Origin of the sequence: Clostridium sp. Cult3 (assembly GCF_021655115.1) — a bacterium.
Classification (GTDB): Bacteria; Bacillota; Clostridia; order Tissierellales; family Tepidimicrobiaceae; genus PPXY01.
The window spans coordinates 1-22266 of the sequence record NZ_PPXY01000032.1; the positions used below are offsets into that span (position 1 = coordinate 1).

The window sequence follows — 22266 nt, forward strand, 5'->3', positions numbered from 1 at the left end:
AAAATATATAGATATTTTATTGCCTTTTCATTTTTAAGAAAAGCAATATCTATTAAAATAACATATTGATAGACTCCTATATATCCGCCAACGAAATAAACTAGAATAGCACCAATAAAAGTTGAAATTAATATTGAAGCACAATATGTTTTTAAATTCTTGTATATATATGAACTATTAAGCCTTAATTGATCATTAATAACTAAGATTAATAATATAGAAGAAAATAGGATTAATTTTTTCATATTCCCCAAATATCTAGAAATAATATCTATAAAAAAACTTATGTACAGAAAACACCTTAATATATAAGTATTTCTCCCCCATTTTCCCATATAAACACCACCTAAGAGCCAAAAAGCAAATTACTAGACTATTTTGTTTTTAACACCATTGTACCTAACTTCCTTACTGAAAAATATTACTGACAATATACAAATACCTATTAGTAATATTCCTTTTATATAAAACACCATTGTATTTCCTAAATGTTCATAGATATATGTTCCCACTATAGGCCCAATTATCCCTCCCATGCCAAGGGCTAATTTATACTTCCCATAAGCCTTTCCCCTTTGATTTTCTCCCACAATGTCAATTACGAGAGCCGACTGAGCTGGACCATAAAACATTGTACTTATAGCTATTAAAGTATCCATAATCATAAAATAGAAGTAAGCCTTCATAGCTGGAATCAATAAATATAATATGCCAGTAATAAACATACCAACAAACAGTACTATCTCCCTACTATATTTATCAGATATTTTCCCAAATTTATTTGGCAAAAACATGGATAAAATTGCTCCTGGTAAAAACAGATAACTTATAAGGTGAAATTTATCTGTAATATTTTCCCTAACATATATAAGATAAGTATGACTAGTTAAGCAAGATATAAAAGCAAGTAGGCCCATAAAAACTAAAAACAAATTAAAATTTTTGCCTTTTTTCATAACTTCTTCCCCATAAGTCTGTCTAAACTGAATAGTTTCTTCTACCTTTGTAATAGCATAGAAAAGGCTAATTAAACTGGTGCCTAAATATATTAAAAATACGATTTTAAAAGAATCTTTAAATAAATCATTTAGTAGTATACTAAAACCTATAAAAATTCCCAAAAAAGCACCTTTGTTTATGGATTCATTTATTATTCCAAAGTTTTCAGATCTATTACCTTCATGGCTTATATCGGATATAATAGTATCTATACTAATCCAATAAAAAGACCCAGCTATACTTTGACATATCCTAGCTGCTAATAAGTATTTAAAATCCATGCCTATTAAAAAGAAAACATTTACCAAACAGTAAAAGCAAGTGCCTATGATTACCCCTGTTTTTCTTCCTCTATTATCTATTAGCTTTCCAACAGCTGGGCGCATTAAAATAGAAAATAAGGAAAAAGCAGAATATATAATCCCTATTCCCATGATAGACACACCTTTAGAATAAGCATACACTGGAAATAAAAAACCTATTAGAGAAAAGGGAAAAGATATGTAGAATACAGATTTCTTTAAGGCCTTTAAATTATCCACTGTAAAACCTCCTATACATTAAAATCTTAATCTTTCCTACTTCTAGTATAGCTTTAAATGCCTGTATTTTCTTGAATCCAAAGTCACCATTTTGGTCATGTTTTCCCTATGACTAAAGTCATACTTCTGCTCTTGTCCCTAAATAACATTAACGACTTTTTAATAGGATTGCCAATTGAGTTCTATCCCTTAAGTCCATTTTATCCAGTATTCTAGTTACATGATTTTTAACTGTGCCCTCTGTTATATATAGTATTTTGCTTATCTCTTTGTTGCTTTTCCCCTCACCTATTAATCTAGCAATCTCCATCTCCCTGGGAGTCAGGTCATTAAATATATTTTCTTCCCTTTGCATATTTACATTTCCTTTTACAGCGCCAGCTATAGTTTTAGCTACTTCTCCATGAAATAGCATATCTCCTTTATATACGGATTTAATGCTATTTACCAATTCCTTTGAACTAACATCCTTTAGCACATAGCCATCTGCTCCATTGTTTAATCCTTGGAATATATACTCATCTTCATTAAAAGTAGTAAGTATTAATATTTTTAGATGGGGGTACCTTTCTTTTATTACCCTTGTTGCCTCGACCCCATCCATAATAGGCATTCGGATATCCATAAGAACTACATCTATTTCTTTTTCTTCTACTAAATCAACTGCATCTTTGCCATTGGCAGCTTCTCCAACTACCTCTATTTCTTTATAGAGGCTTAACATCATACTCAGTCCTTCTCTTATAAGGGCCTGGTCATCCACTATTAAGACCTTAATCATCCTTAGACCTCCTGATTTTATTGCTTAAATTGATTAGTGTTTTAAATAAACAAGAGCTTATATTATTTTATCATATATTAACATAATTCTAATACCATTTATGTATAAAAATATAGCATAGCTCCTCTTTGAAAAAACTATGCTATATACATTCTGCACATTATCCCCCTGCCATCAAATGCAAACATTGTACTTGGTCTCCACTATTAATTATAGTGTTAGAATAGTCTTCCTCCTCAATTATCTTATCATTTATCCTAACAATAATCCTTGGATACACATATCCCTTCTTTTCCAATAGTTTTTCAACGGTTAATCCTTCTTCATAGGGAACTTTTTTACCATTTACCGTAATCATCTAAATCACCTTTAAATATGTTTTTCCACTACTTCCAATAGTTCTGGCCAATCCATACCTAGTTCCTTTAATTTCTCAGGAGTGGGAACACCATCCATAGTCCAGCCTCTTCTCTTATATACTGCATCTGTTAATCTTTCATATTGTTCTTCTCTATACTTTCTCAGCACTTTTATCCTTTCTTCTGTAGTTTTCCCTTCTACTTCATAATTCAATAATTCTTTTAGTTGATTATCATATCTTTCTTGTCTGGATAGATATTCTTCTTCCGTTACCGGCCCCATGGAGCGATAAGGAGTTTTATCGTGAATTCTTTTACCATATCCCATCCTTATGTTGAATATCCTTTGCAAATTATATACCCTCTCTGATTGTCTTATTAGCTCATCTTCATCAATATTGCCTCCTGTTACCGCATTATATAAATCTACATAATTTTGAACATGTTCGGGTATTTTAGCAGGTTCATCTGTCAGATGATTATCTGCTGGAGCTATATCATTCCAAGGCAACTTGCACAATCCATTTAATCCAAACCAAGTTCTCAACATGGGAAAGTAATGGAGGGCTTCGGCCTTGTCCTCAAAAGTTGGTATTTGGTTATTTACCATATCCATAAATATTAACCAAGCCTCATCATGCTGAGGGCCTTTATTAGTAAGTCCATAACCTCCCTGTTGAGCCAAACTTTCCTTACTAACATATTCAGAATACTCCAATCCTTTTTGCTCCATTCCTATATCCCATAGAAAATCCCTGTCTGCACCATGTTCCTCAACAAATATATCTTTAAGCCTTCTTATACCTAAACCAGCTAATTTGCCAAATCCTTCTCCTTTTGCTATCTGGTGCAGTAGTTCTAATGCTGCGTATTTATTTCCAAAGTTAAGTTCCAGCCCACCAGTTATTTCTTTGTTTATTATACCATTTTCATAGCATTCCATGATAAAGGCAGTGGTAGTAGCAAAGGATATGATATCCACACCATAGGTGTCACAATAAAAATTCATTTCTAAAACTCCATTAGGGCAAAACACTCCAATATTTGAGCCTAAACCTGCAGCATTTTCGTATTCTGGCCCATCTACAATTACTTTCTGCCCCTTATAAGGTCCTGTTTCTGGTATAAATCCATCAGCTGCCTTAGCACAGGACATACTACATCCATACCAGCAACCGTCTGGCATGTTTTGAGTTACCATATCCTTAAATACATCTGATGATATCTTATATGTATCCTTGTGATTCCCAAATTTAAAGTTGTGAACTGGTAATAGATCATATTCGTCCATTACTTCTATGATATTTGCAGTACCAATTTCTCTCATCCTATTCTGTTTATGATCTAATTCAGCTATCTCCCTATGGAGTTTAATTCCTGTTTTGTTTATTTTCCCTTGATCCACCGGATTGTTTAGGTTTCCTTTAGTCCCCTTATATCTAACTACTATAGCTTGTATATTTTTGTTTCTAAATACTGTACCTGTACCTCCTCTACCAGCTTGTTTGAGCCTAGTAGACTCCCTCCTTACATCATAAAAGCTAAAATTTAGCATACACATCAAACTATGCTCAGCAGCACTACCTGTAGATACAACGGATATATTCTTCTTATCTTCTTCATCAATAGCATAAATTTCAGTAAGTTTTTCGGCTAATATATGGCTATCCTTTTCCTCCATATTGGATTTTGAGATCTCAACCTTCCCATTATTGCCATCTATAAATATGACTACATTCTCTTCAGCTTTTCCGTGAATTTCTAAAGCATCAAATCCAGAAAACTTTAGATAAGGTCCAAAATATCCTCCTACATTACTATCTATAGGGATTCCAGTCAATGGGGATAGAGTTACTACTGTGGATTTACCTGCACCTGGATACTGTGTGATTCCACCTACGGGACCAGTAGAGATAATGATTTCATTTTCTGGATCATTCCATTTAGTTTCTGGATTAACCGAATTCCACAGATACCATAGACCAAAACCTCTACCGCCTATTAGTTTCTCCTTCATCTCATTGGATATTTTCTTTTCTCTAATATTTAAATCCGTTAGGTTTATATATAGAGTTCTGCTATTATAGCCTTTTTCTATTTCCCTTAAATCATATTTATATTCTTTTAGCTTCTCCACATCTATTCCCCCTTTACTTTTCCTCTATATAAATGGCTTCTGTTGGACATGAATTTACACATATTCCACAAGCTACACAATTAAAGGGTTCAGTATAGTCCTCATGTTCAAACATGGCAAGTTCTGGACAAAATCCTACACACATAAAACATCCTACGCATCTATTCTTGTTCAATCTTACTATACCTTTCCCATCTCTATACAGAGCTTCTACTGGACATATATCTATACATTCACCACATTGGGTACACGCTACAATTTTTTTATTTTCACCTATTCGAATTCTAGATTTTCCACGATTATTTTCCTTAAAATAAGCTTTGGAACAAGCTTCTTCACACGCTCTACACTTTATACATAATTCTGGATTTTTGCTCAAACATTTCAAGATAAAACCCCCTTTGTCAATAATTACACAACAGCAGGTTCAAATATTAGCTCACCTCTTTTAAATCTATTAATATCTAAACCACCAATATCTATAGTAGTAGTTTCACCTAAAATGGTTTCAGCCATCAATAGCCCAGTAGCTGGCCCTAACATAAAACCGTGACCACTAAACCCTAAAGCTAGATAAAAGCCTTCCAATTCTTCTACTCCACCATATATAGGTTGAGCGTCGGCAGTCATAGTATAAAGTCCAGCCCACTGTCTTACTATATTTAATTTACCTAGTATAGGAAGCAATTCACAACAAGTCCTTGCCATCTCCTCCATAAACCGCCACGAGGAAGTTATCCTAAGATCTTTCGGTTCATTATCGTCTCCTCTCCCCATAATAAAACTACCATGGGGAGTTTGCTGACAATATATATTCAGTGAAAAACCCATATACATAGGTTTTTGAATTGGCTCAACAGGTTCAGTGACTAGAATTTGATGTCTTTGAGAATATATAGGTATGTTAATATTGACCATTTTGCCAATTTCCTTAGAATGAGCACCAGCAGCATTTACTACTATAGGAGTAGAAATATATCCTTTATCCGTATGTACACCTCTAATTTTATTTCCCTGAGTCTCAATACCTTTTACTCTGGTAAAAGTCATAAATTCTACACCTAACCTCTTAGCAGCATTAGCAAACGCTTCTGTAGTATGGAATGGATTTAAATGCCCATCTTTAGGACAAAAAGTTGCTCCCAATATTTTAGATTCATCCATATGAGGAATTATTTCTTTAGCTTCCTTTGGGGTTAAATACACTGCAGGAATTCCTATACTGTTTTGAAGTTCCACATTCTTTTTAAACTGTTCATCTTCCTTCTCTGTACCTGCAACTAATAGATATCCCCCCTGGTTAAATTCAATATCCCTTTCATATCCTAGTACCTCGTTAGCATTTTCATAAAACTCTACGGACATTTTTGCTAGCTTACAATTTCTCTCCGTTCCCCATTGCATTCTAATCCCAGCACCGCACCTTCCCGTAGCGCCACTGGTCAAAAAAGCCTTTTCTACAACGACTATATTCTTTACACCCTTCTTAGCTAAATGATAGGCTATAGAAGTACCAGAAATACCCCCACCAATTATTACAACATCTGCAGTTTTATTCATCGTCTCCACCTCCTGCTACCATACCTAAATTAATAGGTTTAGTAGGTGGTCTAAAGGTACTCATGGGCATATCTGCCATGTTTTGTCCCGTTGCTTTTGCTATTTCCTGCATTATTAAATGTCTACATGTTCTACCCTGGCAAGACCCCATACCTGCCCTACTTATTCTCTTTATTTCATCAATAGTTTTATATCCTTGTCTAATTAATTCCCTTACCTCTCCAAGGGTGACACTTTCGCAACGACAGATCATAGTGTTGTCACTAAAGTAATCTTCAATATTAAAAGATCTTACATCCATAGTGTATCGTTTAGGGATTGTTAATGTCACTGTAGATGTTTTATTTAGCCCTTTGCCTTTCCTTACTTTCATTACCCTAGCCCTACATATTGGTTTCCCTTCCCTATCTAACCCAGTTACAAAAGTATTTTTCTCAGGCAATGGCAAAAACTCATATGGTATTTGAACCAAAGCTTCTGTATCTGAATAATTTTCATCGATGATAAATATAGCAAGCCCAGGGCACTTTATTACACATTGGCCACAACCAGTACATAGTTCAAAATCCAAAATAGGCCTTTGGTTTATATCTTCAAACTCCTTTATAGCTCCAAATTTACAGGCAATATAGCAAGGATTGCAAGGAATTTCTTGGTAACATTCAATTACTGCTACTGGACCTTTCTGCCTTCTTTCCTTAGAAGGGGTAATTCCTTCTATATCTTCTTTCGTTGGTATTCCAGTTTTAATCAACATACTATCCCCTCCTGAACTATGGCTTTGCTTAGTCCTGTTCGTATTTTTCCCCCCATAGGTCCTGATCTTAAGGAAATAAGTTGGTCTATTAAATCCTTTCTTTGTTCCTCATAGTTTTCAATATTATATCCTAAACTTTTTGCAGCACAAAGTCCCGCTAATCTTCCTTCCACCATAGCACTACTGGCTTCTTCAATTCCTGCAACATCACCGGCTATAAATATGCCAGAAATATTGGTCTCTAGATTATCATCCCTTATTGGCACATGCCCTCCCAGTTCTGGTATATATTCCATATCACAGCCTATATGCCACAGAAGATCGGCTAAGGGCGACAACCCAACTGCTATACAGATAATATCTACATCTAAATCCTTCTCTGTATTAGGTATAGGTTCCCAATTATCATCTAATTGCCATATTGTTGCTTTTTCCACCATTTCCTTGCCGTAGGCATATTTTATGGTGTGGGAGGTCAGTATAGGAATCCCCATTCTCCTTATTTTAGAAGCATGTACTAGATAACCACCAATCCTTGGAGCTGCATCTATAATTGCCTTAACATTTACACCTGCTTGCATAAGTTGATAACTGACAATAAGGCCAATATTGCCGGCCCCTACCATCAGTACATTTCCCCCAGGTTTAACCCCATACTCATTCATTAGAGTTTGAACTGCTCCAGCTCCATATATTCCTGGAAGGTCATTGTTTGGAAAAGCTAAGAATTTTTCTGAAGCACCAGTTGCCACTATTATTCTTTCTGATTTTAACTTTATGTACCGTCTATCACATTCTATGGTCATAATACCATCTTCATATAAGCCCAGCGCAGTAGCATTAGTAAGGATTTCAATTTGACTCTTATATTTTTCTAACTCCTTTTCAAAAATTATTGCTATATCAAATCCTCTTGATGAAGCATATTGTTTTTGTGATCCAAAGAATTTATGGGTTTGTTTCTTAAGCTGTCCTCCAAGATTACTATTTCTATCTACGAGGGTAACTCTTGCTCCAGAAGATGCAGCAGATATGGCAGCAGATAAACCAGCAGGGCCTCCTCCAATTATGGCAATTTCTGTGGTTTTCATTCTAATTCCCCCTTTCCCTTCTGTGTTTCCACTACCATTCCATCTTTTAATTCCTCTACACATATTCTCACATTAGGCTGACCATCAACTGTCATCAAACAAGAAGAACAATTCCCTATAGCGCAGTAAAAGCCTCTAGCTCTACCCGTTTCATGATGATGCCCTAAAACCTTAACACCAGCAGCATGTAAAGCAGAAGCAATAGTATCACCCTTAAAACCAATATACTCCTTCCCATCATAGATAAATCTTATAATTTCATCCCTCTTAAAAGATAGGATAGGATGCTCTTCTATCCTCATTCACATCACTTCCCCCTTAATAATATTAGAAGATATGATACTTCATAATACACCACCTTAATATGATTTTTAGGAAGTCTCTGAATACCCATTCCGTTCTGTTTGACTATTCACTATATTTTAAATAATCTGACTTCTATTTCTAGTATATAAGATTCATATATATTTGTCTACTCCATGAATACAATGATTAATAGATTTCCCCTCTAAAAATAAGGCAGGAAATTCCCCTGCCTTATATCATATATCTAAAAGTTTTGTAATCAATAAATGAATATTGTTAGTGGTATAAAAACCAGATTAATAATCCATAAGTTAATATGTTAGTGCCAGGGGCGGCAAGTGACTATATTCTAAGATATAATATGTAGGGAGAAAATAGCACAAGGAAATTAAATCCTTGTGCTATTTTCTCATATATATGTTATTATTTCTTTCCATAAGGCCAAAGCCTACTAGATCTTTCCTTATGGTACAAAAATCATCGTGGAAATCCGCTATTATTAGATTGACTTCTCTTTCTGTATACTTCCTATCCTTTTCAAAACTTTCCGCTATTTTTTCTAGAACTATCTGCTTCTTCTTCATCTGTACTGGTATTTCCATTAATTTATCATATTTGAAAAATGAATTAATAACCTTTTCTCTATATCTTTGTTCTCTTTGATTTAGTATTTCATCTTCGCTTCTATTATCCTCCACTAAATCCTTAAGGTTCATTGAAAGTATCTCTTCATTTAAGCTATATACAGTATAATATTGTTCTTTTTTAGATGATACTATATTAGCATCTAATAGTTTTCTAAGATGAAAGGATACAGTAGAAGTTGATAATTTCAACCTTTCCGCCAGCAGTTCTACATACATAGGCTCTAGCATTAAGCTGTTTATTATTTTTAATCTTGAACTATCAGACAAACATTTAAAAATCTCCAATGCATCCAATATATATCACTCCTGAATCTTTTCCATTTGATAATAATATTCAAATTTACTTTTTAAACTTTCTGCTTCTTGAATTTTTATTTCTTCTATTATAGCTTCCTTTTCATCATGAAATTCTGTAGCCTTTTTTTTATTTAAGTACCAAGGTTTAGTTATTTTATTAAAATAACCGATATACTTTTCCTTCAAATCCACAGGATTATCACTATTACAAATATCAAATATCTTAGAGAATATTTCAATAACATTTAGCCTTATCTTTTCTAAATTAGCCTCATCTATCCTCTCTTCTTCCTGTAATTCTTTTACCGTTGTTTTCGATTTATTCTTCTTTTGTTGCAAAAAATTCAAATAATCATCTTTTAACCAATTTATATCTTTCACCTCAATCCCCCCTATGATTTATGCTTTTATTTTACTACATTTAAAATATCATTTCAATATCTATGTGATTATATTCTATTATTTATTTTGATATATATCAAAACATATTGTATTTTTATTAAATCCATGGTAAAATTTAAGTCGATATATATCAAAATAAATTTACAGGAGGAATTAACATGGAGTTTAAAAACCTTATCCCAAATATTTGTGAAGGATTTCCCTTTGAAAAAGGAGATTCAGTTTTATTAAACTTCTGGGGCGATAATGAAGATCTGAAAATTTTAGATTCTATTGCAGAAAGCTTAAGTAAAAAAGGTGTTATTCCTTTAAAACACCACTGTTCAAAATTCTTTTTTGATAATATAGTTATCAATTTAATTCATGGAAATATAGAATTTCCTCAAAACTATTTTGATTATCTAGATTCTTTTAAATCCGTAGTGGATATATTTATGTATACGCCAAGTTTCCCTAATGGAATTTCTGAAGAAGATAAGCCTAAATTTAAAAAACACTTGGCTAAACTGTTTAATACATTAACCGACGATAAAAAATATTATATACAACTTACCGTACCTACTAAGATAAATGCTTCAAATGCTGGTTTAGAATATAATATCTACAATTCTATTATATGTAATGCCTTAGCAGTAGACTTTCCTAAACTAAAGAAGAATTGTCAAAAACGAGTAGAGAATCTTAAAGATAAAAATGCCATAGAAATATTTACCGGAAAAAAGTATTGTTTAAAATTGAATATTGATCAAAGAAAATGGTATATAGATGATGGATGTGGTGATTTTCCTCCTGGTGAAATATCTATTGCTCCTATAGAAGAAGATAGTAATGGAGATCTATTAGTATCCATTGTAAATTTTAAAGGGCGTATATACAAGGATGTACTCATGGTCTTTAAACATGGAAAATTAGTAGAATGCTCTGTAAAAGAATTAAATCAATTCTTGAATTCCCTACCAGAAAACTATAGGATTCTATGTGAGTTTGGAATTGGATTAAATCCTCAAGTTAAGGAATTGACAGGATTTACACCAGTAGACGAGAAGGCTTTAGGTACCTACCATATAGGTTTGGGGATGAACCATCTATCTGGTGGTAAAAATAATTGTCCCTTTCATATGGACTTTGTCTTCTATTGTGATAATGTTGTTTTTAGCTAAATAACAAATCAGGCACTAAAATACCAACTTATCATATAGATAATAAGTTATGATGGTTAGTAAGTTAGTGCCTGGCACCTATAATTGTGTCAATATTAATGGTCCCTCTTTAGTTATAGCTAGGGTATGTTCATATTGGGCTGATAATTTCCCATCGATGGTTCTTGCTGTCCACTGATTGTCATCTATGGTACAGTGATATTTTCCTACATTGACCATTGGCTCTATGGTCAATACCATTCCTTCCATAAGTCTAGGACCTCTACCTGGCCTTCCAAAATGAGGTACTTGAGGATCTTCATGCATGCTCTTTCCTATACCATGTCCAACAAAGTCCCTAACTACAGAGAAACCTTCTGATTCCACATAGGTTTGAATTGCATGGGATATATCCCCTATCCTGTTGCCGATGACTGCCTTTTCTATTCCAATGTATAAGGCTTTTTTAGTTACATCTAATAGTTTTCTAGCCTCATCGGAAATCTCTCCTACTCCATAGCTCCAAGCAGAATCTGCTAACCATCCATCCAAATTTACCACCATATCTATAGTGACTATATCTCCATTATTTAAGGACTCTTTTCGAGGAAAACCATGACATATTTCATCATTGATAGAAGCACAAGTGGCATAAGGATATCCATAGTAGCCTTTTTGCTCCGGTGTTGCATTATGCTTTTTTAGGTATTCTTCTACAAATTGGTCTATTTCATAGGTGCTAATACCTGGTTTTATCATCTTAGCAATTTCCTTATGTACTTCTGCTAGAAGCTCACCTGCTTTCTTCATCATTTCTATTTCTTGTTCCGTCTTAATAATTATCATATATCCAACCCTTTCTATCCATAATCCTATCTTATATATACCAAAACTAAACTATTTTAGCAAATTATCTCCACCATTTTGATTGAGCAAAGATATAAACCTTTCGTCCCTTCTAAGATTATCCAGATCTTCATCAGTTTTTATCATCTCTATAATCTTAGGATATATTAGTATAGCCTTTCTTAAATCCCTTATAGCTTTATCCTTTATATCTAATTTGGCATAACAACAAGCCCTATTATAATACAAGTATTCAGCATAGGGATTGTATTCTATTCCTTCAGACAGAACCTCTATGGATTCCTCCAATTTACCTTGTTCTATATATATTGCAGACTTATTTAAATAAGAATAAGAATAGCTTTTATTCTTTTCTATAGCCTTATTATAATATTCTATAGCCTTTTTATATTTATTTAATTTCTTATATATAACTCCCATATTGAATAGAGCCTTATAATAATTAGGATTCAACTGAATGCTTTTCTTAATCATGCTGTAGGCCTTATGATACTCTCCTATTTCTTCGTATATGGAACCTAGATTATTATAGGCTATATAATCCTCGGGGACAAGGCTTGTAACCTTCTCATAATAATCTATGGCCTTACCTTTCTGTCCTAGTTCATCATATATATTAGCTATGTAAAAATAGGCCCTATCGTAATCAGAGTCGATCTCTGTTGCTTTAATATAGCAATCTAAAGCCTTATCTTTATCATCCAATCTTTCATACATTGTTCCCATACCATAAAAGGCTCCAGCTTCTTCTTTACGGATTTTAGTAATTTTTTCATAGGCCTTTAATGCTTTTTCAGGAACATCCATTTCGTCGTAAATAATGGCTATATTATATAATATCTCTATATACGTATACTTATCCCTAGCAAATTGCAGAGCTTTAAAATAAAATTTAATGGCTTTCTCCATATTATCATCAAAGTAGGAGTTCTCTGCAAGAATCATATAATTCTTCTTTCTGTCCATACTACTTAACTGACTTTTCATTCATCACACACCTCAAAAATATTATATATCTAATTATAGTTTATCACAAGTTCATAGATGTTTATTACTTTTAAGGCTAAAAACTTATATTTTTAAAAACAATTAGAGCAGACTATATAGTCTGCCCTACGAGTATTTATTATATTCTATTTTTCTACTTTCAAAGCTCTAATAGAATTTAATATGGCTATTATGGATACTCCCACATCTGCAAATACAGCTTCCCACATAGTTGCCTTGCCAAAGGCTCCTAGCACTAGTACTATAAGTTTTATAGTCAAAGCTAATATTATGTTTTGGGTAACAATCTTTTTAGTATTCTTTGCAATATTTATTCCAGTGACTACTTTTCCTATCTCATCGGTCATTATAACTATATCCGATGCTTCAATGGCCGCATCTGAACCTAAACCACCCATGGCTATTCCTATATCTGCGCGAGCTAACACTGGAGCATCATTTACTCCGTCTCCGACAAAGGCTACCTTACCATGATTTTCTTCCATTATCTGTTCAAATATCCTTACCTTGTCCTGGGGTAGCAGATTGCCATATACCTTATCTATTCCAACTAAATCTCCCACTTTTTTTGCAGTCTCTTCATTGTCTCCAGATAGCATTATGGTTTCCTTTATACCCTGGGCCTTAATGGCTTTTATCTCCTGTGCTACCCCTTCTTTTAGTTGGTCTGATACTACAATAGTTCCTACGTGAGTATGAGCCTTACCTATATAGGCTACAGTTCCAATGGAATCCATTTCTTCAATAACAATACCGTTGTCATCAAATAACTTTTTATTTCCTATAAACACAGTTTCCCCATCTATTTCTACCTGTATGCCTTTCCCTGCTATTTCCTTATAATCTTTAATCCTATCCTTATCTATTTTATCACCATAGGCATCTACTATAGACAAGCCAATGGGGTGATTAGAATAAGCTTCACCATAAGCTGCTAATTCCAATACCTGTCCATCTGTTAACCCATTATATCCTACTATATCAGTTACTTTGAAGGTTCCCATAGTAATGGTTCCCGTCTTATCGAATACCATAGTATCTACATCATTTAATCCCTCTAGATAGTTTCCGCCTTTAATCAACACACCAGCTTTAGAAGCCCCTCCAATTCCACCAAAGAATCCTAGTGGTATGGATATAACCAGTGCACAAGGACAAGATATTACAAGGAATACAAAAGCCCTATAAGCCCAATCCCTAATATCATATCCTAATAATAAAGGTGGTATCAATCCAATGGCCAATGCAGTATATACTACTACCGGAGTATAATATCTGGCAAATTTAGTAATGAAGTTTTCTGTAGGAGCCTTTTTGCTAGAGGCATTCTCAACTAGATCTAAAATCTTTGATACAGTAGATTCCCCGAACTCCTTCATTACTCTAATCTTCAACAATCCTTCGTTATTAATAAATCCACTTAAAATAGCATCCCCTATATTAACAGTTCTAGGTACCGACTCTCCAGTTATATTTGAAGTATCTACTGAAGATTTCCCCTCTACTATTACTCCATCTAAAGGAACCTTCTCTCCGGGCTTAACAATTATATAATCTCCTACATGAACCTCTGCAGGATTTACAACTACCGTTTGTCCATTCCTTTCCAAATTAGCATAGTCTGGCCTAATATCCAAAAGGGATGATATGGACTTTCTTGAATGGTTAACTGCCAATCCCTGAAATAATTCTCCTACTTGATAGAACAACATTACAGCTACTCCTTCAGGATACTCCCCTATGATAAATGCTCCTAAGGTAGCTACTGTCATCAAAAAATATTCATCAAAGGGTTGTCCTGCCATTAAGTTTCTAAAGGCTGTTATTACAATTTCCGAACCTACTACTATATATGCTAGTAAATATACGATCAATCTTGGTGTACCCTCTAACTTCAACAGCCAAGGTAATATAAATAAAATTCCACTAAATATAATTTTAATGATATCTTCTTTTTTAACATCTCCATGATCATGGGAATGACCGTGACCATGACTATGATCATGTTCACCTTCTTCAACTACAACCACATCTGGCTCTAGTTTATTAACTATGGTCTTTATTTCGTCGGTTATATCTTTTGCTTCGCCTTCAGATTCTACTTTAACCTTTAACTTTTTAGATACAAAATCTAAAGTAGCATCATCTACTCCATTAATATCATTGGTCAATTTTTCAATTTTAGCTGCACATCCAGCACAGTTTAATCCCTCTAATTCTAATACAATCTCTTTCATAAGATAACCTCCAAATGCTTATTGAACATATGAGTACTTGTTCATATGTTCAATAATATTATATGCTTTTTTTCCACAAATGTCAATAAAAAAACGCCTACAAAAGGCGTTTTTAATATCATCTTATATACCAAATTCTCCTATATATTTATATTTTATTTTTCCATCATAATAATCTTCATTGTCCAACAGGTTCCATCTATTATCAATGCCAATAGCTTGAGCTAAGTTTTCAAAATAATACATTATTATACCAGCATCAGCTAAATTAGGCTTTTCTTCTGGGGAGTGAGCTAGTAACAGCACTACTCTATCATCCTTCAGTATAAATCTCCAAGGTTGCTTATTGTGACTGGAGGGAGCAAATCTAATATAGTAAAATAAATCATCTAATCCTCTACTTTCTAGTTCACCTAAATCCATAGCCTTACCTATTTCATCTTTAAATACTATATCTTCTACACCAATTCTTGAACTAGTAGAATCTCCCACAAAAGGGTTTTTAGGTACTGGATGTCCAATGGCCAATAGATAATCTATATTCCCATCTGTTGTTTGGAATAAATCCTTTTTAGTTTTCTCATCTACTCCTTTAAGGCTTATCCAACAACTACCTATATTTAAATCCGTCAATTTAGTAATCAAATTCTCCATAAAATAGGCACCGTAGATAAGGGATTCATCCCTATTATCCTTGATATTTAAGCCTATGTAATGGGGACTCTTTATCATTACTCCTGCATATCCCCCTATACCTTCTAAAGACTTATATATCCTTTCACCATCTTCAAATAGTAAAAATTCAAACCCCTCTTTAGCTATTTCTCCTCTTAATTGATTGCAATAACCTTTTATCTCTCCTAACATTTCATCTTTCATTTTTTTGTCTTTAAAATCCCTTACGGACTTACGATTCCTTAAGAAATTATTCATTAACAAATTCATCACCCTTTCAATTTTATATTAATTATATCACTAAAACTTCCTTCTAAATTAATCATGATAAGATTAAAACCATAAAATTTTCCAAATGGACTAATAGATAAGCGTGGACTATTACTGCTGAGGCTATCCCTAGTATAATTCCAGCTGCCACATCCGTAGGATAATGGACCCCTAAATACACCCTGGATATACCTATGGTTAATGCTATGAGAAATACTAGTATAGATAGTTTAGGTATATTGAAGGCTATAGTCGTTGCTATAGAAAAACTAGCTGAAGTATGTCCAGAAGGAAAGGAATAATCCTTCAATATTATATCAAAGGTGTTTAAATTCTTTAGTATATTATATGGTCTTTCCCTACTCAACAATGCTTTTAAACTATAGGTAATGCTCTGGCTTATTATTAAGGTAGCAGCAGCTTGGATTCCAATAAATCTAACATTACCTCTATCTATTAGTATTAAAAAAATTACAAAACAGGTAGTAAATATTCCTCCACCTAGATTTGTAAACTTAAGCATGAATTTATCTAAAAAATCACTTTTTATTTTGTCATTTAATATCTCTATTAATCTATCATCAAACCATTTAAAACCTTTCTTCAATATGACCACCTCTAAAGTAAGATTTCATTATAGTATTATATGCTAATATTACCCCATATAAGGCTATTATAATCCATTAATATGAATCAAACAAAAATAACCGTCCCTATTATTCAAGGGACGGTTATTTTTATGCTTTACTCTTATTTACTTTTATGCTGAATTGGGCTAGAAAATAGCCTAGTAATCCTCCTACAATATACCCTATTAAAATTATTAGCACCTCTAAAAACTTAGACATAGAAATAAAACCATTGAAAATCCATATAAAAATCACTGCCATCAATAATGCTGTACATATGGATACCCCAACTTTAAAGAATCCTTCTGTTTTTTCAAATTCTAAAGTCTCTCTATTTCTTTCTATCTTATTTTTGTCAAATAATATCTTTGCTATTATAATCATCCCTATTGATAATAGAATAAATATAATATAGTGCTTAAGTCCTTGGTAAGGAGTATCAAATACTCCTATAATACTATATTCCAATATTTTATCAAGCCTAATAGCAAGATTAGTATGACTGGATAACCCCCAAAGTTCCAAATTAAAAGCTACCAACAGTGGAAATCCTATCGGAAATACTATAAATATCGCTGTCAATATTACTTGAGAAATAGTTGTTCCTGTAATAGCTCCAAATATTAGAGCAAAGCCTAATACAGGCAATTGATAGTATATATTTAATAATATACAAACCAAAATTTGCTTAGCTGAATAAAACATCCTCAAACTAGGAGAGGCTCCCAGTGCTAATATCATAATCAATCCATTAATAACAAAAGGTAAAACTATAGCTAATAAAGCCGCTAACAATTTATTGAAAAATATCTCATATTTCCTATAAGGCATTACAGATAATAGCTCAAAGGTTTTCATCCTTTTTTCCTCGCCAAACAATATAGCAATTATACCTATAGGTGCTAATACCAATATGAAAATAATTGCCTCATTATCTGTAAGTCTCCAAGTTATTTCTGCTTTATATACTTTTATCAGATCATCCCTATTATATTCAACACCTTCTTCTGTAAGGTGTTTTTCTAAATTATTCAAAGAATATGGCCGAGACAACACATAAGTTGTTATACTTACAAACAATATACCTGCTATAAAAAGCGCTAATATCTTTACCATGTTAAAATCCTTCTTAAAAAGAGTCTTATTAAAGGGCAATGTCTTCAAATACATATCCTACACCTCCCATTTTATATATAAATATTTCTTCCAAAGACATATCTATAGTTTCCAATAGTATAGGATCATGCTGCTTGATATTAGTTATTAGTTCATCCATATGGTCATTTACTATTATTTCATATACTCTTCCCCTATTTTCTATCTTTAATATATCTTTGTGTCCTTTTATATCTTCAGGAATACTGTCTTTAAATACCACCTGAACCTTCCTAACATTGGATTTTAAATGTTCTATACTGTCTTCTAAAAGGATTTTTCCTTCATAGATTATCCCTATATGGTCACATAGCCTCTCTAGTTCTCCTAAATGATGGGAGGATATAAGGACTGTGGTTTTATTTATACTTACTTCATCTATGATTAAATCTAGCACCTTTCTCTTAATAACTGGATCTAATCCTGAAGTTGGTTCATCTAGTACCAACAGTTTAGGATTTATGGGGAGGTTTAACATCAAAGATAGTTGAGTTTTCATCCCCTTTGATAAAGAACTTATCTTCTTCTTTTCATCTAACTTAAATATCTTCTTTAAACTAAGGTATCTATCCTCTTGCCATAGTGGATAAGTATCTCTATAAAAATCCACCATCTGTCCTACCCTAAAATTAGGATAAAAATATTGATAATCAGCGACGTATCCTAATCGTGACTTTATCTTTGTATTATCCCTTATATTTTCTCCTGAAATAAGTACTTCTCCATTTTCTGGTTCGTATATTCCTACTAAGGTTTTTATTAAAGTAGTCTTTCCTGCTCCATTGGGACCTATGAGACCATATATAGAGCCTTTATCTACATTTATACTCACATTGTCAAGTATCTTCTCTCCACCTAAATGTTTATCTACATTGGATACCCTAATCATCTGTGTCCACCCCCTCTAATTCTTCAAACAATTCCTCAATCATATTCAAAATATCTTTTTCTTTAAATCCCATATAGTGGGCCTCTATTATTCCTTTTTTAAACAATTCTTTTACTTCCATCAACTTATCCTCATCCTTTCTCGGCTTATAGTCTGAAGCAACATATGTCCCCTTGCCTCGTAAGGTTACTATTACCTTTTGCCTTTCCAATTCCTGATAGGCTTTCTGTATGGTATTAGGATTTAAAGTTAATAGCTTAGCCAGCTCTCTAACAGAAGGTAGTTTTTCCCCTGGTTCTATTATTCCCTTCAATATACTCTCCTTTATACTATCTACTATTTGTTCATAAATTGGTGTACTACTGGAAGCATCTATGTTGAACAATTTATCACCTCCTGTGTCTTTCGTGTACTATTCGTATTAGTACACTATAGTCAGTATAAGCTTAAATAGGGCTTTTGTCAATAGTATTTTTGTGTTAAATTATAAAGTAGGGTAATTTCTCCTGATTTGAATAATCTATTTTAAATTTTTGTTCAATAAATAAGGGGTGTTTTTATGAATTTAAGTAAAGAACAAATAGATGCCATACACCATATGAAAGGCCCTGCTTTAGTATTAGCGGTCCCTGGGGCAGGAAAAACTACTGTCCTAATCCATAGAACTGCTAATTTAATACTAAATCATCATATAGGGCCTGAGAGGATATTGTCTATTACCTTTAGTAGAGCATCAGCCCGAGATATGAAAGGAAGATTCAATAAGCTATATGGAGATATATCTGACATACCTGTTCACTTCTCAACTATACATAGCTTCACCTATGGTGTAATTAGAGAATATGCCTATAAAAATAGAATTAGATATACCCTTATTGAAGATAATAAAAGGGATTTAAACAAATACAATATATTGAAAAGAATCTATTTTTCCATAAACAATGAGTATATTACCGATGAAAAATTGGAAACCCTAATAAACTCCATAGGGTATATTAAAAACATGCTCATTACTCCTGAGGAATTCTTGTCTCAATATAAAATAGGCATCTCCAATTTTAAAGAAGTGTATAGAAGTTATGAAAACTATAAAAGGACTAATTATCTATTGGATTTTGATGATATGTTAACCCTTTCCCTTGAGATATTGAATAAGGACAAGCATCTATTAAACAAGTATAGAAGCCGATACCAATACATTCAGGTAGATGAAGGCCAAGACACATCCAAAGCTCAAATGGAGATAATTAAGACACTAGCTCATCCGAAGAACAATCTATTTATCGTAGCCGATGATGATCAGTCTATCTACGGCTTTAGGGGGGCTTATCCTAAGGGATTATTTGAATTTAACAAGATATATAAAGATGGAAGGGTATTCTATATGGAACAAAATTATCGCTCTACTAAAAATATAGTATCCCTATCCAATAAATTTATAAAGCAAAATTCCTTAAGATATAATAAGGATATATTTACTAAGAATGATTTTTTAGAACCTATCAATATAATTAAGGTAAATACATTAGAAGAACAATATGAGTTCCTGCTAGATGATATAAACTCTCGTGGAGATTATGTAAACTCAGCTATTTTATATAGAAACAATATATCTGCCATAGGAGTTATTGAATATTTAGATAGGCATAGTATTCCCTTCTATATGAGGGACAATAAGATAAGCTTTTATAACCACTGGATGGTAGAAGATATACTATGTTTTTTTCAACTAGCTCAAAATCCTTCAGATATAGAAACTTTTGAAAAGATATACTTCAAGATGAAAGGATTTACTTCTAAAAAACAGCTAAACTACATAAAAACATTGAATTACAAACAATCAGTATTTGATAGATTACTAAAATGTCCTGGTATTAATCAGTTCTATAAACAAAATTTCTTGGAACTAAAATTGGATTTTAAAAAACTATCTAAACTGCCTCCCTACGATGGTATATCATATATAGAAAAAGATTTGAAATATGAAGATTACCTAAGGGAAAGCTGTATGAAATTTGGCCATACCCTAGATGCCTTAAAAACCATATTAAATTATATAAAAATGATAGCTTTTAGGACGGAAAATTTTAATGAATTCATTGGACGGCTAAAATATTTAGAATATATATCTATCAAATCTAAAGATGTCAAAAATGGCATTACCTTATCCACTATTCATTCTGCCAAAGGGTTGGAATTCGAAAGGGTTTATATAATTGATTTAATCGATGGAGATTTTCCTAATACTACTAGTATTGACGATTTTCTAAAAGGCAATGTGGAAACTTTAGAGGAAGAAAGAAGACTATTTTATGTGGGTATGACTAGGGCTAAAAAGCACTTGAGCTTGATTACCCTAAACAATAAAAATGGAAAAGAAGTAAATCCTTCAAGGTTTATAATTGAATTAGAAGGGTTAATTAGCTAGGGTTGATGTATTACATTAACCCTAGCTAATCTGTAAAATCAGGGAATTTTATATTGATGTTAAAGTTTAAGATTAAGCTGGTTTAATTAAAATGCAAAGCCATATTTGAACATATCTTCCTCTTCGGCAATTAGATACCCATAATTTGTAATGAAAGCTTTGCCAGTAATTTCAGGTATTATTGCATCGTAATCTCCTACTTTTGTCTCCCCTAGTATCCTCCCATAAAACTTGGTGCCAGTAATGCTTTCATATACAAAAGTTTCACCAATCCTTAGCTGTCCCTTTGCATATAAAGTGGCCAATTTAGCACTAGTTCCCGTTCCGCAGGGTGATCTATCTATCTGCCCTGCACCAAATACGACTACATTTTTTAAATCTGCATCATCTGATGTAGGACTATCATATATTTCTACTAGATCTACCTTATTTATAAAGGGATTGGTAGGATGGACTAGGGAAATTTTTTTATTTACAACTTCCCTAATAGCCAATCCATGTTTTATCAATACTTCAGTATTATCTATAGATAGGTCAGCTCCAATATTCTCTGCAGCAACTAAGCCAAAGAAACTACCTCCAAAAGCAATATCTAAAGGTATCTTTCCTAAAGAAGGTACTTCTATTTCTATATCCCTTTTGTATAGAAAAGACGGAACATTAACTATAGATACTTCTTGAACCTTTCTCTTTTTTACCTTAGCCTTGGCTTTTATCAATCCAGCAGGTGTATCTAGCTTTACATAGGTAATAGGTTCTTCTGCTTTGATAAATCCTCTTTCTATCAACATAGTAACCACTCCTATGGAACCATGACCGCACATATTTAAATAACCTCCACTATCCATGAATATAACTCCCATTTGAGCCTTTTCATGAAAGGGTTCCATGATAATAGCACCAAACATATCCCTATGACCTCTAGGTTCATGCATAGCCATAGTCCTAATATGGTCAAGGTTTTCTTCTAGATACTTTTTTCTCTCCATCATAGTATCCCCCAATATTGGGGGAACTCCATCTACTATTATTCTAGTTGGCTCACCCATAGTATGAGTATCAATATAATGAAGCTTCATCCAATTCCCCCT

At 33.0% G+C, this 22266-nt stretch carries 23 protein-coding genes; 2 read left to right on the forward strand and 21 right to left on the reverse strand.

What is annotated here, in order from left to right; all coding sequences use genetic code 11:
- From C3E88_RS06980 to C3E88_RS07040, 12 genes are all read right to left on the reverse strand, one after another.
- Positions 1–245, reverse strand: a 245-nt coding sequence (locus tag C3E88_RS06980; protein ID WP_236909452.1) for a hypothetical protein, incomplete at its 3' end; no start/stop codon positions are given.
- A gap of 123 nt (positions 246–368) precedes the next feature.
- The gene (locus C3E88_RS06985) at positions 369–1541 is read right to left on the reverse strand and encodes an MFS transporter (protein WP_236909453.1); all 1173 of its coding nucleotides are present in this window, start codon (positions 1539–1541) and stop codon (positions 369–371) included.
- Positions 1542–1689: 148 nt separating this feature from the next.
- Positions 1690–2322 (reverse strand): response regulator transcription factor, encoded by a 633-nt coding sequence (locus tag C3E88_RS06990; protein ID WP_236909454.1) that lies wholly within the window; start codon positions 2320–2322, stop codon positions 1690–1692.
- Positions 2323–2482: 160 nt separating this feature from the next.
- On the reverse strand, positions 2483–2680 hold the full coding sequence (gene thiS / locus C3E88_RS06995; RefSeq protein WP_236909455.1) for a sulfur carrier protein ThiS: 198 nt from the start codon (positions 2678–2680) through the stop codon (positions 2483–2485).
- 11 nt (positions 2681–2691) lie between these two features.
- Positions 2692–4818 (reverse strand): aldehyde ferredoxin oxidoreductase family protein, encoded by a 2127-nt coding sequence (locus tag C3E88_RS07000; RefSeq protein WP_236909456.1) that lies wholly within the window; start codon positions 4816–4818, stop codon positions 2692–2694.
- 13 nt (positions 4819–4831) lie between these two features.
- Positions 4832–5206: a 4Fe-4S binding protein gene (locus C3E88_RS07005; RefSeq protein WP_236909457.1), complete on the reverse strand. Its 375-nt coding sequence runs from the start codon at positions 5204–5206 to the stop codon at positions 4832–4834.
- 23 nt (positions 5207–5229) lie between these two features.
- The gene (locus C3E88_RS07010) at positions 5230–6378 is read right to left on the reverse strand and encodes an NAD(P)/FAD-dependent oxidoreductase (protein ID WP_236909458.1); all 1149 of its coding nucleotides are present in this window, start codon (positions 6376–6378) and stop codon (positions 5230–5232) included.
- Positions 6371–7135 (reverse strand): (2Fe-2S)-binding protein, encoded by a 765-nt coding sequence (locus C3E88_RS12450; protein ID WP_336513075.1) that lies wholly within the window; start codon positions 7133–7135, stop codon positions 6371–6373. The genes C3E88_RS07010 and C3E88_RS12450 overlap by 8 nt, the downstream gene beginning before the upstream one ends.
- Positions 7129–8226, reverse strand: coding sequence for an NAD(P)/FAD-dependent oxidoreductase (locus tag C3E88_RS07025; RefSeq protein ID WP_236909459.1), 1098 nt, complete (start codon positions 8224–8226; stop codon positions 7129–7131). Before C3E88_RS07025 ends, C3E88_RS12450 begins: the two co-directional genes overlap by 7 nt.
- Positions 8223–8528 carry a (2Fe-2S)-binding protein gene (locus C3E88_RS07030; protein ID WP_236909460.1) on the reverse strand — a complete coding sequence of 102 codons (306 nt, stop codon included), beginning with the start codon at positions 8526–8528 and terminating at the stop codon, positions 8223–8225. The genes C3E88_RS07025 and C3E88_RS07030 overlap by 4 nt, the downstream gene beginning before the upstream one ends.
- 405 nt (positions 8529–8933) lie before the next feature.
- A complete protein-coding gene (locus C3E88_RS07035; protein WP_236909461.1) occupies positions 8934–9473 on the reverse strand; it encodes a DUF2087 domain-containing protein in 540 nt (179 codons plus the stop codon).
- A 6-nt stretch (positions 9474–9479) separates the two neighbouring features.
- Entirely contained in the window at positions 9480–9857 is a 378-nt protein-coding gene (locus C3E88_RS07040; RefSeq protein WP_236909462.1) for a hypothetical protein, read from the reverse strand.
- Positions 9858–10036: 179 nt separating this feature from the next.
- Here C3E88_RS07040 and C3E88_RS07045 point away from each other — a divergent pair, with 179 nt between their 5' ends.
- Positions 10037–11038 (forward strand): aminopeptidase, encoded by a 1002-nt coding sequence (locus C3E88_RS07045; RefSeq protein ID WP_236909463.1) that lies wholly within the window; start codon positions 10037–10039, stop codon positions 11036–11038.
- A gap of 78 nt (positions 11039–11116) precedes the next feature.
- Here C3E88_RS07045 and map read toward each other — a convergent pair whose 3' ends face one another.
- From map to C3E88_RS07085, 8 genes are all read right to left on the reverse strand, one after another.
- Positions 11117–11863 (reverse strand): type I methionyl aminopeptidase, encoded by a 747-nt coding sequence (map, locus tag C3E88_RS07050; protein WP_236909464.1) that lies wholly within the window; start codon positions 11861–11863, stop codon positions 11117–11119.
- A 51-nt stretch (positions 11864–11914) separates the two neighbouring features.
- Positions 11915–12871, reverse strand: a complete 957-nt coding sequence (locus tag C3E88_RS07055; protein ID WP_236909465.1) for a tetratricopeptide repeat protein — start codon at positions 12869–12871, stop codon at positions 11915–11917.
- A gap of 146 nt (positions 12872–13017) precedes the next feature.
- Positions 13018–15129 (reverse strand): heavy metal translocating P-type ATPase, encoded by a 2112-nt coding sequence (locus C3E88_RS07060; protein ID WP_236909466.1) that lies wholly within the window; start codon positions 15127–15129, stop codon positions 13018–13020.
- Positions 15130–15252: 123 nt separating this feature from the next.
- Positions 15253–16074 (reverse strand): nitroreductase family protein, encoded by an 822-nt coding sequence (locus tag C3E88_RS07065; protein ID WP_236909467.1) that lies wholly within the window; start codon positions 16072–16074, stop codon positions 15253–15255.
- Between the two features lie 52 nt (positions 16075–16126).
- Positions 16127–16681 carry a phosphatase PAP2 family protein gene (locus tag C3E88_RS07070; RefSeq protein ID WP_236909468.1) on the reverse strand — a complete coding sequence of 185 codons (555 nt, stop codon included), beginning with the start codon at positions 16679–16681 and terminating at the stop codon, positions 16127–16129.
- A gap of 130 nt (positions 16682–16811) precedes the next feature.
- A complete protein-coding gene (locus tag C3E88_RS07075; protein WP_236909469.1) occupies positions 16812–17873 on the reverse strand; it encodes a hypothetical protein in 1062 nt (353 codons plus the stop codon).
- Entirely contained in the window at positions 17848–18747 is a 900-nt protein-coding gene (locus C3E88_RS07080; RefSeq protein WP_236909470.1) for an ABC transporter ATP-binding protein, read from the reverse strand. The genes C3E88_RS07075 and C3E88_RS07080 overlap by 26 nt, the downstream gene beginning before the upstream one ends.
- Positions 18740–19132 (reverse strand): GntR family transcriptional regulator, encoded by a 393-nt coding sequence (locus C3E88_RS07085; RefSeq protein WP_236909471.1) that lies wholly within the window; start codon positions 19130–19132, stop codon positions 18740–18742. The genes C3E88_RS07080 and C3E88_RS07085 overlap by 8 nt, the downstream gene beginning before the upstream one ends.
- Before the next feature lie 174 nt (positions 19133–19306).
- Between C3E88_RS07085 and C3E88_RS07090 the strand changes: the two genes are divergently transcribed.
- Entirely contained in the window at positions 19307–21175 is a 1869-nt protein-coding gene (locus C3E88_RS07090) for an ATP-dependent helicase (RefSeq protein WP_236909472.1), read from the forward strand.
- Between the two features lie 86 nt (positions 21176–21261).
- On the opposite strand, the gene C3E88_RS07095 is transcribed toward C3E88_RS07090, so the two are convergent.
- Entirely contained in the window at positions 21262–22254 is a 993-nt protein-coding gene (locus tag C3E88_RS07095) for a proline racemase family protein (RefSeq protein ID WP_236909473.1), read from the reverse strand.
- Positions 22255–22266: the final 12 nt, after the last annotated feature.